The following is a 16,326-nucleotide window of genomic DNA, read 5'->3' as shown; positions in this document are numbered from 1 at the left end:
CTCGGCGACCGCCCCGGCATCGAGCGGGTCGGGATCATCGACTTTCAGGATACCGTACTGGGCCCGGCCGCCTACGACGTGGTCTCGTTGCTGCAGGACGCCCGGATCGACGTGCCGGAAGCGGTCGAATTGTCGCTGCTCGGCCGCTACGTCAGAGCACGGCTGGCGGCCGATTCCGAATTCGACGCTGCCGGCTTTGCGCGGCTGTATGCGGTGATGTCGGCGCAGCGAAATACGCGGCTGCTCGGAACTTTCGCCCGGCTCAACCGGCGGGACGGCAAGCCGCACTACCTGAAGCATCAGCCGCGGGTGTGGGCGTATCTCGCACGCTCGCTGGCCCATCCGGCGCTCGCCGAGGTCCGGGCCTGGTACCGCGCCCAGGTGCCGCCACCGCTCTGATTCGGCGGATTTCCTTTACGCATCTTTAGAGCCGGCCCCGTAGTGTTGCGGGGTCGCTGCGGCACGGCCCAGCGTCGCCAAGACCGAACTGCAGGACGATGGAATGGTTGCCGAACGCAATAAGGACGGCCGCGTCGTGTTCGATCGCGGGTTGCGGGCTCAGATGATGGCGATCGACGGCACCTGGCGCCGTCCCTGTCTGATCGAAGACGTCTCCGAGCTCGGAGCCAAGCTGACGATCGAAGGCTCGGTCGAAGGCCTCAATTTGAAGGAGTTCTTCCTGCTGCTGTCGTCGACGGGGTTGGCGTATCGGCGCTGCGAGCTGAGCTGGATCAATGGCGACCAGATCGGCGTCACCTTCCTGCGTCTCGACAAGAAAAAGAAGCGCCCGGCCGCACAGGTGGAGAACGCCTGAGCCGCCTCGCCGATCGGGCCGGCGGACCGCCCGCGTCGTATCGTCGTCATGATCGCAGACTACCCAGTGACCGCCTCCGATAGACCGATCGGGGCAGCGTGATACAATCGATTCGCGCCGTTTTGGCGCGTTCCGAGTCGGAGAACATGACGGTTCGTCCCCATAAAGCCATGGTGCTGGCCGCCGGCCTCGGCCTGCGGATGCGCCCGCTCACCGATCACATGCCGAAGCCGTTGGTGCGCGTCGCCGGCCGTCCGCTGCTCGACCACGTGCTCGACCGGCTGGCCGAGGTCGGCGTCGCCGAAGCGGTGGTGAACGTCCACTATCTGCCGGACCAGATCATCGACCACGTCGCGGGACGGCAGAGCCCGCGGGTGATGATTTCCGACGAACGCGATCAGGTGCTCGGCACCGGCGGTGCGGTGGTCAAGGCGCTGCCGCTGCTCGGCGATGCGCCGTTCTATCATCTCAACGCCGACACGGTCTGGATCGACGGCGTCCGGCCGAACCTGGCGCGCCTCGCCGAGGCGTTCGATCCGGTACGGATGGACATCCTGCTGCTGATGGCGCCGACTGCGGGCAGCATCGGCTATGCGGGCAAGGGCGACTTCGCGATGAGTCCGGACGGCACCCTGCACAAGCGGAAAGAGACCGAGGTGGTGCCGTTCGTCTATGCGGGCGCCGCGATCATGTCGCCGGCGATCTTCCAGGATGCGCCGCAGGGCGAATTCTCGCTGACCAGGATGTTCGATCGCGCTGCCGAACAACAGCGGCTGTTCGGCCTGCGGCTCGACGGGGTGTGGATGCATGTCGGCACGCCCGAGGCAGTGACGGCGGCGGAACGGGCGTATCTCGCCAGCGTGGCCTGAGCCCGCCACCTCCTTTCGCCGGATTGGCCGTGTCATGATGGCGCGAGCGAATCAGGACATCGATGCACCTTTTCAGCGTTCCATCTTCGGCGCCGTTTCTGCGTACGATCATCGCGGCCCTGGTCGACGGCCGGCTGGTCGAGGGCTTCGAGGCGCGCACCGCGCCGGAGCGGCTCGCCGACGCCACCCTCTACTTGCCGACCCGGCGCGCCGGCCGGATGGCGCGCGAGATCTTCCTCGATGTGCTCGGTGCCGACGCCGTCCTGTTGCCGCGGATCGTCGCGCTCGGCGATATCGACGAAGACGAGCTGGCGTTCGCGCAGGCTGCGTCCGGGCTCGCCGATCTTGAAATTCCGCCGGCCCTCGATGGGCTGCCGCGCCGGCTGTTGCTGGCGCAGCTGATCGCGAGCTGGGCGGCGCGGCTGAAGCCGGACGATCCGGCGCAGGCGCCGCTGGTGGTCGGCGGGCCGGCCTCGGCGCTGGCGCTCGCCGACGATCTGGCGCGGCTGATCGACGACATGTCGACCCGCGGCGTCGATTGGTCGGCGCTCGGCACGTTGGTGCCCGATGCGTTCGATCGCTACTGGAGCCTGACGCTCGATTTCCTCAAGATCGCCGGCCATGCCTGGCCGCAATATTTGAAAGAGACCGACCGGATCGAACCCGCGGCACGGCGCGATCGGCTGATCGATGCCGAGGCGCAGCGGCTCGCGACCCAGCGCAGCGGGCCGGTGATCGCCGCCGGCTCGACCGGCTCGATGCCGGCAACCGCCAAGCTGCTCACCGCGATCGCGCGGCTGCCGCATGGCGCGGTGGTGTTGCCCGGCCTCGACGTCGATCTCGACGACGCGGCGTGGGATCTGATCGGCGGCCATCGTGACAAGCACGGCAAGCTGGTGACGCCGCCGTCGCCGAACCATCCGCAATACGCCATGCATGGCCTGCTCGAGCGGATGGGCGTGGCACGCCGCGACGTGCAGCAGCTCGGCACGCCGGCTCGCCACGGCCGCGAGCTCCTTGCCTCGGAGGCGCTGCGACCATCGTCGGCGACGGCGGTGTGGCACGACCGGCTCAAGGATGCCGAGGTCGATCGTCTGATAGGCAAAGGCACTGATGGGCTTACGCTGATCGAAGCGCCGAATTCGGAAGCCGAGGCGCTGGCGATCGCCGTGGTCCTGCGCGAGGCGCGGGAGCAGGGCAAGACCGCCGCGCTGGTCACGCCGGATCGCGCGCTGGCGCGCCGCGTGGTCGCCGCGCTCGGCCGCTGGCATCTGCCGGTCGATGATTCCGGCGGCGACTCGCTGATGGAGACGCAGCCCGGCATCTTCGCACGGCTCGCGGCCGAGACCGCGCTCGAAGGCTGCGAACCGGCGACGCTGCTGGCGCTGCTCAAGCATCCGCTGCTGCGGCTCGGCCGCGCCGGTCATGGCTGGCGTAGCGCGATCGAGACCCTGGAGCTGGCGCTGCTGCGCGGGCCACGTCCGCCCGCTGGCTGCGACGGGCTCGCCAAGGAATGCGCGATCTTCCGGGACGAGCTCGCCAAGCTGAAGCGCGGCGAGGCCAGCGCGCTGCATCCGTCGGAGCCGCGCACGCGATTGTCCGAACCGAGTCTCGATGAAGCGCAGCAACTCATCGCCCAGCTCAAAGCCGCGCTCGCGCCGCTGGAGACGTTCGGACCGAGCCCGCTCGATCTGTGCGAGATCGGAGCGCGGCATCGCGACGTCTTGAAGGCGCTGACGACCGATCACGAAGGCATCGCCGAAGCCTTCGAAGGCCCGCAAGGTTCGGCACTGCTGCGAGCGTTCGACGATCTCGCCGCGGTCGGGCCGGCGAGCGGCGTGCTGGTCGCTGCGCGTGACTATGGCGAAGTGTTCGAGACCGCGTTCGGCGATCGCGTCGTCCGCCGTCCCGAACTCGCCGAGGCGCCGATCCGGATCTATGGCCCGCTCGAAGCCCGTCTGACGCAGCAGGACCGGGTCGTGCTCGGCGGCTTGGTCGAGGGCGTCTGGCCGCCGGCGCCGCGGATCGACCCGTGGCTGAGCCGGCCGATGCGGCACGAACTCGGGCTCGATCTGCCGGAGCGCCGCATCGGCCTGTCGGCGCACGACTTCGCGCAGGCGCTCGGCGCCGACGAAGTGTTCATTGCCCACGCCGCCAAGGTCGGCGGTGCGCCCGCGGTGGCGTCGCGCTTCCTGCACCGGCTCGAAGCGGTCGCCGGCGAGGATCGCTGGAAGGCGATGAAGGCGCGCGGGCAGATCTATCTGGATTACACGCACGAACTCGATCGCCCCGAGAGCGTGACGCCGATCGCGCAGCCTGCACCGAGGCCGCCGCGGATCGCGCGGCCGCTGAAACTGCCGGTCACCGCGATCGAGGATTGGCTGCGCGATCCGTACACGATCTACGCCAAGTACATCCTGCGGCTGTCGCCGCTCGATCCGGTCGACATGCCGCTGTCGGGTGCCGATCGCGGCTCGGCGATCCATGCGGCGCTGGGCGAATTCACCGAACGCTATCAGGATGCGATGCCGGACGATCCGGCGGCGGCGCTGCGCCAGATCGGCCAAAAACATTTTGCGCCGCTGATGGACCATGCCGAGGCGCGCGCGCTGTGGTGGCCGCGCTTCCTGCGGATCGCGACATGGTTCGGCGCGTGGGAGCAGCAGCGCCGCACCGGCGTCGTGCAGGTGCAGGCGGAGCGCCGCGGCACGCTGATGATCCCGCTTGGTGGCGAGCGCAATTTCGAGCTGTCGGCGCGCGCCGACCGCATCGAACGTCGCGACGACGGCAGCTACGCGATCCTCGACTACAAGACCGGCCATCCGCCGACCGGCAAGCAGGTGAGGATGGGGCTGTCGCCGCAGCTCACACTGGAAGCGGCGATTCTGCGCGACGGTGGCTTTGAGGGTATTCCGGCTGCCGCCTCGGTGAGCGAGCTCACTTACGTCAAGCTCAGCGGTAATACGCCGCCCGGCGATGAGCGCGTGCTCGAACTGAAGATCGAGCGCAAGGACGAGCCGCAGCACCCCGACGATGCCGCCGATGAAGCGCGCGCTAAGCTCGAAGGATTAGTCCGCCGCTTCGAGGACGAGAAGCAGTCCTATCGCTCGCTGGTGCTGTCGATGTGGTCGCAGCGCTACGGCACCTACGATGATCTGGCGCGGATCAAGGAATGGTCGGCGGCCGGCGGCCGCGGAGACGCGTTGTCATGAGCCGCGCTATTCCCAACGAAGCCCGCGCCCGACAGGAGATCGCGTCCGATCCGTCGGCATCGGTGTTCGTTTCCGCCAATGCCGGCTCGGGTAAGACCCACGTCCTGGTTCAGCGCGTGATCCGGCTGCTGCTCGACGGCGTCTCGCCGGAGCGCATCCTGTGTATCACCTTCACCAAGGCGGCCGCCGCCAATATGGCGGAGAGGGTGTTCACCACGCTGGGTCACTGGGTGAAGCTCGACGACGAGGAACTGTCGGCGGCGATCCGTGCCACCGGCATCAAGGCAGTTGGTCCTTCGCTGCTGGCGCAGGCGCGAAAACTGTTCGCCTGCGCGCTGGAGACGCCGGGCGGGCTGAAGGTGCAGACCATCCACGCGCTGTGCACGCGGTTGCTGCAGCAGTTTCCGTTCGAGGCCAACGTTCCGGCGCGGTTCAGCGTGCTCGACGATCGCGACCAGGCCGAACTGATGCAGCGCGCCAGCCTCGACGTGCTGCTGCGCGCCGCTGCGGCGCCGGACAGCGATGCCGGGCGCGCGCTGGCATTTGCGATGACCAGCGCCGCCGACGTCACCTTCCGCGACGTGGTCCAGGAAGCCTGCATGAGCCGCGATCGCTTCATGGCGTGGGTGGCGCAGGCCGGCAGTGTCGAGCGTGCGATGGCGCAATTGTCTGCCACGCTCGGCGTTGCGCCGGACGATAGCTGCGAGGCGGCCGATCGCGACATCGTCGATGGTCCGAACTTGCCGCGGTCGGAATGGGCTGCGGTCGCCGCCACGTTCGAAGGCGGCAGCGCCAACGATCAGGCGCAGGCTCGGCGCTTGCGCGAGGCGCTGGCGCTCACTGATGCGGCGCAGATCGACGCCTATCTCCAGGTGTTCTTCACCAAGGACAGCGGCCTGCGCAAAAGCCTGATCACCAAGAAGCTAGGCGACGGCGCGCCCGGCCTCGCCGAGAGGCTGCAGCGGGAAGGCGCGCGACTTGGTGCTCTGCTCGAACGGCGCCGCGCATTGGCCTTGCGCGAACGCACGCGGGCGCTGCTGGTGATCGCCGCGCAGGTTGCCGGCAACATCGCGCGCGAGAAGCGCGAACGCGGTCTGCTCGATTACGACGACCTGATCGACAAGACGCTGGCGATGCTCGACAGCGGCGCGGCCGGGTGGGTGCATTTCAAGCTCGACCGCGGCGTCGATCACGTGCTGATCGACGAGGCGCAGGATACCTCGCCGAAGCAGTGGAAGATCGTCGCCCGGCTGATCGATGAATTCACCGCCGGCGAGGGTGCCCGCGACGGCGTCCGGCGCACCATCTTCGCGGTCGGCGACGAGAAGCAGTCGATCTTCTCGTTCCAGGGCGCGGTGCCGAAGGAATTCGCCGAGTGGCGTGACCTGTTGCAGCGGCGCTTCGCCGGCGCCGGGCTGACCTTCGAGAAGGTGGCGTTCAACTACTCGTTTCGCTCCGGCGCCGCGATCCTGCAATCGGTCGATCACGTGTTTCGCGATCCGGCGATCTATCGCAGTATCCACGCGGATTCGACCTATCCGCTGCATCAGTCGCTCGCCGATGCCGGGCCGAGCCTGATCGATCTGTGGCCGCTGGAAGTCCCGGACGATCGCCAACAGATCGAAGGCTGGCAGGCGCCGTTCGATGCGGTGTCCGAAACCAGTCCCGAGGTTCGGCTTGCCGACAAGGTGCGGGGCGAAATCAGCGAACTGATCGGCCGCGGCACCCTGACCGGGCCGCTCGGCCAGCGCCGGCCGCTGAGCTATGGCGACGTGCTGATCCTGGTGCGGCGGCGTGGCTCGGCGTTCGACGCGGTGATCCAGGCGCTGAAACGCGGCGGCATTCCAGTCGCCGGCGCCGACCGGCTCAAGCTGACCGAGCACATCGCGATCATCGACCTGGTGAATCTCGCCGACGCACTGCTGCTGCCGCAGGACGATCTGGCGCTCGCAGTGGCGCTGAAGAGCCCGCTGTTCGGGCTCGATGACGACGACCTGTTCAAACTGGCCTGGCAACGTAAAAGCTCGCTGCGCACCGCGCTCACTGAGCACGCCGCAGGCGATCCGAAGTTCGCGGCCGTGCAGCGCCGGCTGGAGAGCTACGCGGCGCGGGCGCAGGCCGAAACGCCGTTCGGATTTTACGCCTGGCTGCTCGGCGGCGATGGCAGCGACAGCGGCCGCGCCCGGATCCTGCGCCGGCTCGGGCCGGAGGCCAACGATGCGCTCGACGAGTTTCTCGAATTGGCACTGAGCTTCGAACAGAAGCGGGCGCCGTCGCTGCAGGGCTTCATGGCGTGGCTGCGCGAGGCCGACACCGAGATCAAACGCGACATGGAGATCTCGCGCGACGAAGTCCGGGTGATGACCGTGCACGGCGCCAAGGGGTTGGAAGCGCCTGTGGTGTTCCTGATCGACACCACCTCGTCGCCGGCCGACACCCAGCGGCTCAATCTGATTCGGCTGCCCGGCGGCAACGCCGCGCCGGGCTCGGTCGCCGCGATGGTGTGGGCCGGCCGCAAGGCCGACGATCCGAGCGTCGTCGAGCAGGCGCGCAGCGCGATGATCGAGGAGACCGAGGACGAGTATCGCCGGCTGCTTTATGTTGCGATGACCCGCGCGGCCGACCGGCTGATCGTCGGCGGCTGTATGCCGGGCAACCGCAACGAGGTGCGCCCGCATTCCTGGTACGACCTGATCAGCAAGGGGCTGGAATCGTCCGGGCTGGCGATGCAGCCGGTCCCGCCGGACGGCGTGATCAAGCGCTACTGCCGCCCGGAGGATGTGATCGAGGAAACCGGCTCCGCGATGCCGAGCCAGGAGGCGACGGTTACGTCGCTGCCCGATTGGCTGCGCCGGCCGGCGCCCGGTCTGCCGTCCGCCGAGCAGGTGCTGCGGCCCTCGGATGCCGAGGACGACGATCGGCGCCGGCTGCGCCCAGGGGAGTCCGATGCCAGCCGCAGCCGCGCGCTGCAGCGCGGCACGCTGGTGCATCGGCTGCTGCAATCGTTGCCGGACATTGCCGCTGGCGATCGCTCCGCGGCGGCCGGCCGGTTCCTCGCCCGCAACGCACCCGATTGGAATAGCGAAGACCGCGACGCGCTCGCCGCCCAGGTGCTCGGGCTGATTGCCGATGCCAGGTTCGCTGCAGTGTTCGGCCCCGGCAGCCGCGCCGAGGTGCCGATCGTCGGCCGGCTGCAGCGCCGGGGCGGACCGGTGCTGGTGTCCGGCCAGGTCGACCGCCTGGTGGTGACCGAGACCGAGGTCCTGATCGTCGATTACAAGACCAACCATGCTCCGCCGCGGGTCGAGGCCGAGGCGCCGCGCGCTTACGTCCGCCAGCTCGCCCGCTACCGGGCAGTGCTCGGCGCGATCTATCCACAGCGCATCGTCCGGGCCGCTCTGCTCTGGACAGAAGCTGCTGAAATCATGGAGATTTCAGCCTCTGCGCTGGACGCGGAGCAGGCCGATCTGACGGTGCCGTGAGCCGTGCTTGACCGCACCGCGGTGCGTTCCTACGTTCACCCGTCATCACGGCGCGATTCCCGCCGCCGCTCTTCATCCGGTTTCACGAGGTATCCCATGGCCGTTGGTAAGGTGTCAGACGCCGATTTCGAAAACGAGGTTCTCAACGCCCAGGGGCCTGTGGTGGTGGACTTCTGGGCCGAGTGGTGTGGCCCGTGCCGCATGATCGCGCCGGCGCTCGACGAAATCGCCGGGGCGATGGGCGACAAGGTCAAGATCGTGAAGCTCAACGTCGACGAGAGCCCGGTTACCGCCTCGAAGTACGGCGTGATGTCGATCCCGACCCTGATGATCTTCAAGGGCGGCGAGATGGCCTCGCGACAAGTCGGCGCAGCGCCGAAGGCCAAGCTGCAGCAGTGGATCAGCGCTGCGGTCTGAACTCAGGCGCACGATGAACGCTCTGAAACGGTCGGCATCCGCCGGCCGTTTTGCTTTTGTACCCGCCTTGCTCGCAATGCGGTTGGGTCCGATAGCGGCTTCTGAACTCGTCCTGACCGGCCATGACGACGGATGTGGACTAACTCGGCGGTGTGCCGTTGAGGCTCAGCACATGACCGGCGAGATACAGCGAGCCGGTGATCAGGATCCGCGGCGGTAGTTCGTAAGCCAGCGCCGCGATCCGCCGCAGCGCCGCCGGGACGTCGGCGGCGAGATCCACCCGCAGGTCGAGGGCGCGGCCGGCGTCCGCCAGCGCTTCCGGCGCCATCGCGCCGGCCCGGTCCGGGATCGGCACCACGATCAGGTGACGCGTCAGCCCGGTGAAGTTGGCGAGGAACGCGGCGGCGTCCTTGTTGGCCATCATGCCGGCGATCAGCACCAGCGGCCGTGACACCCGCTCTTCGAGGTCGCCGAGCGCTGCGGCGGCGACGCGTCCGCCGTCGGCATTGTGGCCGCCGTCGAGCCAAAGTTCGCAGCCGGCCGGTGCGTCATCGAGCAGTTTGCCGGACGTGATCCGCTGCATCCGCGCCGGCCACTCCGCCGCCAGCAGCCCGGCCTGGTAGGCGCTCTGCGGAATCGTGAAGTGCGATTGCGCCCGCAGCGTCGCGATCGCGAGGCCGGCATTGTCGATCTGATGCCGGCCGAACAGTTTGGGGGCGGTGAGATCGAGCAGGCCGCGTTCGTCCTGATAGGCGAGCCGGCCATGTTCGAGCTGGACGTGCCATTGCTGGCCGCAGGCGAACAGCGGGGCGCGCAGCCGCTTGGCCTCACGTTCGATCACCTCCATCGCCTCGTCGCGCTGCTCGGCGACGATCACCGGCGCGCCGCGGCGCAGGATGCCGGCCTTTTCGGCCGCGATGTCGGCGACGGTCGGCCCGAGAAACTCGGTGTGGTCGATGCCGATCGGCGTCAGCACGCAAGCGAGCGGATGTTCGATCACGTTTGTGGCGTCGAGCCGGCCGCCGAGGCCGACTTCGAGCAGGGTGACATCGGCGGGATGCTGGGCGAACAGCCGCAGCGCCGCCGCGGTTTCGATCTCGAACAGCGTGATCGGCTCACCGGCATTGATGCGCTCGCAATCCGTCAGTGCCGCCAGCAGTTCGTCGTCGCGAACCAGCCGCCCGGCAATCCGGACGGTCTCGTTGACGCGGACCAGATGCGGCGAGGTGTAGGCGTGGACCGCAAGGCCTGCGGCTTCCAGAATCGCGCGCAGAAACGCGACGGTCGAGCCCTTGCCGTTGGTGCCGGCGACATGGATGACCGGCGGGAGCTTGCGCTCAGGATGGCCGAGCGCCGCGAGCAGCCGCTCGATCCGGCCGAGCGTGAGGTCGATCGCGACCGGATGCAGCCGCGCCAGGCGCGCGCGCAACTCGCCGAGCGAGGCCGGCGGCGCGGTGCCTTCGCTCACGCCTGCGGCGGGGCCGGCTGGGCCGGCGGCTCGGTGGGCGCCGGAGCCGCGGTCTTCTGCTCGGGGGCTTCGGCCTCCGGCTCGGCCTGCGCCACGGCTTCTGCCGGCTCTTCGACCGCGGTGGTGACGGTCAGCGCCGGCGACTTGGTCAGCAGCCGGCACAGCCGCGCCAGCGTGGAGCGCAGGTCGTGGCGATGCACCACCATGTCGACCATGCCGTGGTCTTTGAGATATTCGGCGCGCTGGAAGCCGTCGGGCAGCTTCTCGCGGATGGTCTGTTCGATCACGCGGGCGCCGGCAAAGCCGATCAGCGCACCCGGTTCGGCGATGTGGATGTCGCCGAGCATCGCGTAGGAGGCGGTGACGCCGCCGGTGGTCGGGTTGGTCAGCACCACGATGTAGGGCAGCTTGGCTTCGCGCAGCATCTGCACCGCCACGGTGGTGCGCGGCATCTGCATCAGCGACAGGATGCCTTCCTGCATCCGGGCGCCGCCGGAGGCCGCGAACATGATGAAAGGCGCGTGCTTTTCGACGGCGAGCTCCATGCCGCGGATGATCGCTTCGCCGGCCGCCATGCCGAGCGAGCCGCCCATGAAGTCGAAGTCCTGCACCGCGACCACGACCGGCGAAGTCTCAAGCTTGCCGAAGCCGACGCGCACCGCGTCATGGGCGCCGGTCTTGGTCCGGGCGTCCTTGATGCGGTCGGCGTATTTGCGCTCGTCGCGGAATTTCAGCGGGTCGGCCACCACTTCGGGCAACGCGACGTCGTACCAGGTCTCGTTGTCGAAGATCGACTTCAGGCGCGCCAATGCGCCCATCCGCATGTGATAGTTGGAGCCGGGAATGACGAACTGGTTCTGCTCGACGTCCTTGTAGAACACGAGCTGCCCAGTATCCGGACATTTGATCCAGAGGTTCTCCGGAGTCTCGCGCCGCAGGATGTTGCGGATCTTCGGACGGACGACGTTGGTCAACCAGTTCATGACGTGCTCCGCGCGTCGCCCGACGAGGCGCCGCCTGGGTTCATGGCGTTGTCAGGATATGGCGGCGGGGCACGGCCCCGTCCAGACCATCGTCCTGCTTGGATCGCTGCTATTCCGCAGCCTGTTTCGCACCGCGAACGCCGGCCGCCAGCGAGGCGACCAGATCCGCCACCGCGCCGACCGTGGCCTTGGTGGCGCGGCCCTCGGCGTCGAGGCTGGCCTTGAGCGCATCGATCAGGGCCGAGCCTACCACCGCGCCGTTCGCCTGGGCGGCGATCGCCTGCGCAGCATCCGGCGTCCGGATGCCGAAGCCGACGCAGACCGGCAGGTTGGTGTGACGCTTGATCCGCTGCACTGCGGCACCGACCGCCGAGGCGTCCGCCGTGGCCGATCCGGTGATGCCGGTGATCGAGACGTAATAGACGAAGCCCGAGGTGTTGGCGAGCACCGCCGGCAACCGCTTTTCGTCGGTGGTCGGGGTGGCGAGGCGGATGAAGTTGAGCCCGGCCTTCATCGCCGGCAGGCACAGCTCCTGGTCTTCCTCGGGCGGCAGGTCGACGATGATCAGGCCGTCGATCCCGGCCGCCTTGGCATCCGCCAGAAAGGCGTCGACGCCGTAGATGTAGATCGGGTTGTAGTACCCCATCAGCACCAGCGGCGTCGCATTGTCGGTGGCGCGGAAGTCGCGGACCAGCCCCAGCGTCTTTTTCAGCGTGGTGCCGGCCTTCAGGGCGCGCAAACCGGCGGCCTGGATCGCCGGACCGTCCGCCATCGGATCGGTGAACGGCATGCCGATCTCGATCACGTCGGCGCCTGCGGCCGGCAGGGCTTTGAGGATCTGCAGCGAAGTGTCGAGGTCGGGATCGCCCGCCATCACGAAGGTGACGAGTGCCGGGCGGCCCTGCTGCTTCAGTTCGCCGAAGCGGGTGTCGATGCGGGTGGTCATCAGAACTTGCCCCCGAGATGTTCGGCGACCGAGGCGAGGTCCTTGTCGCCGCGCCCGGACATGTTGACGACCATCAGGTGATCCTTCGGCAGCTTCGGCGCGAGGTCGGCGACCTTGGCGAGCGCATGGCTCGGCTCCAGCGCCGGGATGATGCCTTCGAGCCGGCAGCACAGTTTGAACGCGTCGAGCGCTTCGGTGTCGGTCGCTGCGAGGAATTCGACGCGGCCGACGTCGTGCAGCCAGGAGTGCTCCGGCCCGACGCCCGGATAGTCGAGGCCGGCGGAGATCGAATGCGCTTCCTCGATCTGGCCGTCCGCGTCCATCAACAGGTAGGTGCGGTTGCCGTGCAGCACGCCGGGCTTGCCACCGGCGATCGAGGCCGCATGCAGCTTGTCGAGGCCGTGGCCTGCGGCTTCGACGCCGTAGATCGCGACGCCCGGATCGTCCAGGAACGGATGGAACAGGCCCATCGCGTTGGAGCCGCCGCCGATGCAGGCGATCAGCGAGTCCGGGAGGCGGCCTTCGGCCTGCATGATCTGCTCGCGGACTTCCTGGCCGATCACCGCCTGGAAGTCGCGCACCATCATCGGATAGGGGTGCGGACCGGCCACGGTGCCGATGCAGTAGAAGGTGTCGTGGACGTTGGTGACCCAGTCACGCAGCGCCTCGTTCATCGCGTCCTTCAGCGTATTGGCGCCGGAGGTGACGGGGCGGACTTCGGCACCGAGCGCCTTCATCCGCAGCACGTTGGGCTGCTGGCGTTCGACGTCGACCGCCCCCATGAACACCACGCATTCGAGACCGAACTTGGCGCACATCGTCGCGGTGGCGACGCCGTGCATGCCGGCGCCGGTCTCTGCGATCACCCGCGGCTTGCCCATGCGCTTGGCCAGCATGATCTGGCCGAGCACGTTGTTCACCTTGTGGGCGCCGGTGTGGTTGAGGTCTTCACGCTTGAAGTAGATCTTGGCGCCGCCGAAATGCTCGGTCAGCCGCTCGGCGAAATACAGCGCCGAGGGACGTCCGACATAGTGCTTGAGATGGCTGTCCATCTCGGCGCGGAATGCCGGGTCGACCTTGGCTTCCGCATAGGCCTTTTCCAGATCGAGGATCAGCGGCATCAGCGTCTCGGCGACGAAGCGGCCGCCATAGATGCCGAAATGCCCGCGCTCGTCGGGGCCGGACCGGAAGGAATTCGGCAAAGCTTGGTTCATGTCAGCTCTTGGGTTAGGCCGCGCGGGCGGCGCGGATGAAGTCGCGGATCAGATCCGGGTCCTTTTCGCCGGGTGAGGTCTCAACCCCCGACGAGACGTCGATTCCGTGGGCGCGCGTCACCCGCAGCGCTTCGGCGACATTGCCGGCATTGATACCGCCGGAGACCAGGAACGGCAGTTTGACATCGACACCGTCGAGGAGCTTCCAGTCGAACGCGGTGCCGAGACCGCCGGGCCGGGTGGCGTCCTTCGGCGGCCGTGCGTCGAACAGGATGCGGTCGGCGACTGCGGCGTAGTCCGGCAGCACCGCCAGATCGTTCGGGCCGGCCACCGCGATCGCCTTCATCACCGGCAGGCCGTAGATCCGCTTGATCGAACGCACCCGCTCCGGGCTCTCGCTGCCGTGGAATTGCAGCCAGTTCGGCCGAAGCTGCTCGACGATGGCGTCGAGCAGCTCGTCGTCGGCATCGACGGTGAGCGCGACCTTGGCGGCGCGGCTGCGGACTTGACGGCCGAGCGCATCGGCGAAGTCGATGTCGAGGTGGCGCGGTGAAGCGGGAAAGAACACGAAGCCGACCATGTCGGCGCCGGCTTCGACCGCTGCTTCAAGGGTGTCGGCGGTCGTCAGACCGCAGATTTTCACAATTGTGGACATGGGTGTGCGCTGAGTCTGGGTTGCCGGCGCGCCAAGGCGCCGCAGAGAATGCGCAGTCTTACAACGTCGCGCGGGACTTGTCGCGCCCGGAGCCGGTGGAACCGCTCTCGAGCAGCAGCCGGCGCGGCTCGCTCTGCGCCGGTGTGGCGAGGCCGGCGCGCAGGCTGGCAAGCTGGTTCTGGGCTTCGATCGCTTCGGCCTGATGCCGGCGGGCGGCGCGACGCCATCGCCGTTGTCCGAACCAGGTGGCGATGCCGCCGACGATGACGCCGATGATCGCCACCGCGATGATCACCACGAACAGCGGCAGCCGGATGTGGCCGAGCGGATTGGTGGGGTCGAGCGGGTCGAACGAAACGTCGACCATGTGGCGGTTGGCGACCGCGAACACCACGAGGATCAAACCGAGCGGGATCAGCACCAGGGCCGTCAGGAATTTCTGCATGTCATTCGCTCGCCTGGCTCGGCAATGGGGCGTCGCGCTACGCTGTGTCGCTGGTTGGGGCGCCGTCGCCGCTGTCGCGGTTCAGGCGCTCACGCATTTCCTTGCCGGTCTTGAAAAACGGCACGGTCTTCTGCTCGACCGGTACATGCGCCCCGGTGCGCGGATTGCGCCCGGCCCGTGCCGGACGATGCTTCACCGAGAATGCGCCGAAGCCGCGCAGTTCCACCCGATCACCCCGCGCCAACGCATCGACGATTTCATCGAGGATCGCGTTGACGATGTTCTCGACGTCCCGCTGATACAGGTGCGGGTTGTGCTCGGCGATACGCTGAACGAGTTCGGATTTGATCATCGAGGATTTGGTCCGTGCGTGCGGACCGCCATTTCCGTGAAAATGCCGTGAACTGTCAAGACGCTAAATCGAACAGACGGCACCGGGAAGCGCGCCCTGGCGGCGTCAGCGAACCGGCTTTCAGGGTCAAAATACCGCAAGGGCTGCACGCCCCGCGGGCAGAGATCACTGACCCGCGGACGGTGCCCACAGCGCCAGCATGCCATCGAGGCCGAGCCGTTCGACCGACTGCATTGCGCCGGTCTGTTCGACACGGCGCGCCACAGCACTCAGTCCGGCGGCGTCGAACGCGATCGAGGCGGCGGCGCGCAGGAAGGTGAGATCGCCGAATTGCGGCGCCAGCTTGTAGTCGCGCACCGGCAGACCGGATTTGACGTTCTTCGCCGTCTCCAGCCAGGCGATCGCGGTCTTCTCGTCGCCGAGTTGGTCGATCAGTTTCAGGCCGACAGCTTGGCGCCCGGTGAACACCCGCCCATCGGCGACGACGTTGAGCTGATCGTCGGTCATCTTGCGACTCTGCTGCACCATGCCGCGGAACCACGCGTAGGAATCTCTCACCAGCGACTCGATCGCGGCGCGCGCCTCCGGGCTGGTCGGCTCGAAACCGTTCGGCGCGGCTTTCAGCGGCGACGATTTCACCTCTTCGACTTTGACGCCGACGGTCTTCAACAGCTCCGATAGGTTCGGATATTGGAACAGCACGCCGATCGAACCGACCAGCGAGGTCTGCTGCGCGATGATGTGTTCGGAGGCGAGGGCGGCGATGTAACCGCCGGAGGCTGCGAGCCCTTCGACGACCACTACCATCGGCTTCTTCGCCTTCAACCGCACCAGCGCATCGTGCAATTCCTCGGAGCCCGCCGTGGTGCCGCCGGGCGAATTGATGTGCACGATCACGGCTGCGTAGGACGACTTGCCGAGCCGGTCGAGTGCTTCGACGCGATCGTTGTTGCTGCGGATCAGACCCTCGATCTTGATGCGGGCGATCGAGCCGGTGGTGGTGAGCGTGCCGCGTCCGGCCGGCGACGCCATCACGCCGATCGCCACCACCGCAACGATCGCGACGGCTACCGCTGCGACGCGCCAGAACGTCAGCTTTCTGCGCATCCGGCGGCGATCGACGATCACATCGGAATCAAGCGACATCAGCGGTTCTCCGGTCGGCGGCCATCATGCGGTTGTCGGGCGGGATCGTTGATGTCCCGTGAGCGGATTACATCAATTGCAATCCAATATGAAGAAAACATGGACCGTTCCATCGGTGGTGGATGGTCGCAAATCCGTCGCGGCCGGGGTGGTGCCCGGACAGCCAACGAAAAAGGGCCCCGGCGATGCCGGGGCCCTCAGACTGCTGACAAAGTCCTCGCCATTGGCGGGGACTTTTGATTCCATGGGGGATGCTTCGCAAACCCTCACCGCAACAGACTTCGATCGAGATGGTCAGTCTCGACGGTCTGGTTCCGAAGGAT

At 67.7% G+C, this 16,326-nt stretch carries 15 protein-coding genes; 7 read left to right on the top strand and 8 right to left on the bottom strand.

The window, feature by feature from the left end; genetic code table 11:
* From DU475_RS18680 to trxA, 6 genes are all read left to right on the top strand, one after another.
* Positions 1-399, top strand: a 399-nt coding sequence (locus DU475_RS18680) for a phosphotransferase (RefSeq protein ID WP_164632979.1), incomplete at its 5' end; no start/stop codon positions are given.
* 103 nt (positions 400-502) lie between these two features.
* Positions 503-814 (top strand): hypothetical protein, encoded by a 312-nt coding sequence (locus tag DU475_RS18675; RefSeq protein ID WP_013499924.1) that lies wholly within the window; start codon positions 503-505, stop codon positions 812-814.
* A gap of 146 nt (positions 815-960) precedes the next feature.
* Positions 961-1,683: a nucleotidyltransferase family protein gene (locus DU475_RS18670; RefSeq protein ID WP_013499923.1), complete on the top strand. Its 723-nt coding sequence runs from the start codon at positions 961-963 to the stop codon at positions 1,681-1,683.
* A gap of 62 nt (positions 1,684-1,745) precedes the next feature.
* Positions 1,746-4,895 carry a double-strand break repair protein AddB gene (addB, locus tag DU475_RS18665; RefSeq protein ID WP_164632978.1) on the top strand — a complete coding sequence of 1,050 codons (3,150 nt, stop codon included), beginning with the start codon at positions 1,746-1,748 and terminating at the stop codon, positions 4,893-4,895.
* On the top strand, positions 4,892-8,377 hold the full coding sequence (gene addA, locus DU475_RS18660; protein ID WP_164632977.1) for a double-strand break repair helicase AddA: 3,486 nt from the start codon (positions 4,892-4,894) through the stop codon (positions 8,375-8,377). The genes addB and addA overlap by 4 nt, the downstream gene beginning before the upstream one ends.
* Before the next feature lie 96 nt (positions 8,378-8,473).
* On the top strand, positions 8,474-8,794 hold the full coding sequence (trxA, locus tag DU475_RS18655) for a thioredoxin (RefSeq protein WP_011155644.1): 321 nt from the start codon (positions 8,474-8,476) through the stop codon (positions 8,792-8,794).
* A 139-nt stretch (positions 8,795-8,933) separates the two neighbouring features.
* Here trxA and DU475_RS18650 read toward each other — a convergent pair whose 3' ends face one another.
* The 8 genes from DU475_RS18650 to sppA all read right to left on the bottom strand — a co-directional run bounded on the left by DU475_RS18650 (position 8,934) and on the right by sppA (position 16,003).
* Positions 8,934-10,262: a bifunctional folylpolyglutamate synthase/dihydrofolate synthase gene (locus tag DU475_RS18650; protein ID WP_164632976.1), complete on the bottom strand. Its 1,329-nt coding sequence runs from the start codon at positions 10,260-10,262 to the stop codon at positions 8,934-8,936.
* Positions 10,259-11,245 carry an acetyl-CoA carboxylase, carboxyltransferase subunit beta gene (gene accD, locus DU475_RS18645; RefSeq protein WP_047307642.1) on the bottom strand — a complete coding sequence of 329 codons (987 nt, stop codon included), beginning with the start codon at positions 11,243-11,245 and terminating at the stop codon, positions 10,259-10,261. The genes DU475_RS18650 and accD overlap by 4 nt, the downstream gene beginning before the upstream one ends.
* 109 nt (positions 11,246-11,354) lie before the next feature.
* Positions 11,355-12,191: a tryptophan synthase subunit alpha gene (trpA, locus tag DU475_RS18640; protein WP_164632975.1), complete on the bottom strand. Its 837-nt coding sequence runs from the start codon at positions 12,189-12,191 to the stop codon at positions 11,355-11,357.
* Positions 12,191-13,405 carry a tryptophan synthase subunit beta gene (gene trpB / locus DU475_RS18635; RefSeq protein ID WP_164632974.1) on the bottom strand — a complete coding sequence of 405 codons (1,215 nt, stop codon included), beginning with the start codon at positions 13,403-13,405 and terminating at the stop codon, positions 12,191-12,193. The genes trpA and trpB overlap by 1 nt, the downstream gene beginning before the upstream one ends.
* Before the next feature lie 13 nt (positions 13,406-13,418).
* The gene (locus DU475_RS18630) at positions 13,419-14,060 is read right to left on the bottom strand and encodes a phosphoribosylanthranilate isomerase (protein WP_164632973.1); all 642 of its coding nucleotides are present in this window, start codon (positions 14,058-14,060) and stop codon (positions 13,419-13,421) included.
* A gap of 58 nt (positions 14,061-14,118) precedes the next feature.
* Entirely contained in the window at positions 14,119-14,505 is a 387-nt protein-coding gene (locus tag DU475_RS18625) for a lipopolysaccharide assembly protein LapA domain-containing protein (protein ID WP_013499915.1), read from the bottom strand.
* A gap of 37 nt (positions 14,506-14,542) precedes the next feature.
* The gene (locus DU475_RS18620; protein WP_013499914.1) at positions 14,543-14,857 is read right to left on the bottom strand and encodes an integration host factor subunit beta; all 315 of its coding nucleotides are present in this window, start codon (positions 14,855-14,857) and stop codon (positions 14,543-14,545) included.
* A gap of 165 nt (positions 14,858-15,022) precedes the next feature.
* Positions 15,023-16,003 (bottom strand): signal peptide peptidase SppA, encoded by a 981-nt coding sequence (gene sppA / locus DU475_RS18615; protein WP_013499913.1) that lies wholly within the window; start codon positions 16,001-16,003, stop codon positions 15,023-15,025.
* Between the two features lie 76 nt (positions 16,004-16,079).
* Between sppA and DU475_RS24125 the strand changes: the two genes are divergently transcribed.
* On the top strand, positions 16,080-16,326 hold a 247-nt coding region (locus DU475_RS24125), incomplete at its 3' end, for a hypothetical protein (RefSeq protein WP_205524458.1).

Origin of the sequence: Rhodopseudomonas sp. WA056 (assembly GCF_010906995.1) — a bacterium.
In the GTDB taxonomy this organism is placed as follows: Bacteria; Pseudomonadota; Alphaproteobacteria; order Rhizobiales; family Xanthobacteraceae; genus Rhodopseudomonas; species Rhodopseudomonas palustris_G.
The sequence above is the reverse complement of the archived record's forward strand: the minus strand, read 5'-3'. Positions and strand labels throughout refer to the sequence as shown.

Coding starts and splice junctions, on each gene's coding strand:
- DU475_RS18670 (WP_013499923.1), top strand. CDS start 961: ATGACGGTTCGTCCCCATAAAGCCATGGTGCTGGCCGCCGGCCTCGGC.
- trpA (WP_164632975.1), bottom strand. CDS start 12,191: ATGACCACCCGCATCGACACCCGCTTCGGCGAACTGAAGCAGCAGGGC.
- addB (WP_164632978.1), top strand. CDS start 1,746: ATGCACCTTTTCAGCGTTCCATCTTCGGCGCCGTTTCTGCGTACGATC.
- trxA (WP_011155644.1), top strand. CDS start 8,474: ATGGCCGTTGGTAAGGTGTCAGACGCCGATTTCGAAAACGAGGTTCTC.
- DU475_RS18630 (WP_164632973.1), bottom strand. CDS start 14,060: ATGTCCACAATTGTGAAAATCTGCGGTCTGACGACCGCCGACACCCTT.
- DU475_RS18620 (WP_013499914.1), bottom strand. CDS start 14,857: ATGATCAAATCCGAACTCGTTCAGCGTATCGCCGAGCACAACCCGCAC.
- trpB (WP_164632974.1), bottom strand. CDS start 13,405: ATGAACCAAGCTTTGCCGAATTCCTTCCGGTCCGGCCCCGACGAGCGC.
- sppA (WP_013499913.1), bottom strand. CDS start 16,003: ATGTCGCTTGATTCCGATGTGATCGTCGATCGCCGCCGGATGCGCAGA.
- DU475_RS18675 (WP_013499924.1), top strand. CDS start 503: ATGGTTGCCGAACGCAATAAGGACGGCCGCGTCGTGTTCGATCGCGGG.
- addA (WP_164632977.1), top strand. CDS start 4,892: ATGAGCCGCGCTATTCCCAACGAAGCCCGCGCCCGACAGGAGATCGCG.
- accD (WP_047307642.1), bottom strand. CDS start 11,245: ATGAACTGGTTGACCAACGTCGTCCGTCCGAAGATCCGCAACATCCTG.
- DU475_RS18625 (WP_013499915.1), bottom strand. CDS start 14,505: ATGCAGAAATTCCTGACGGCCCTGGTGCTGATCCCGCTCGGTTTGATC.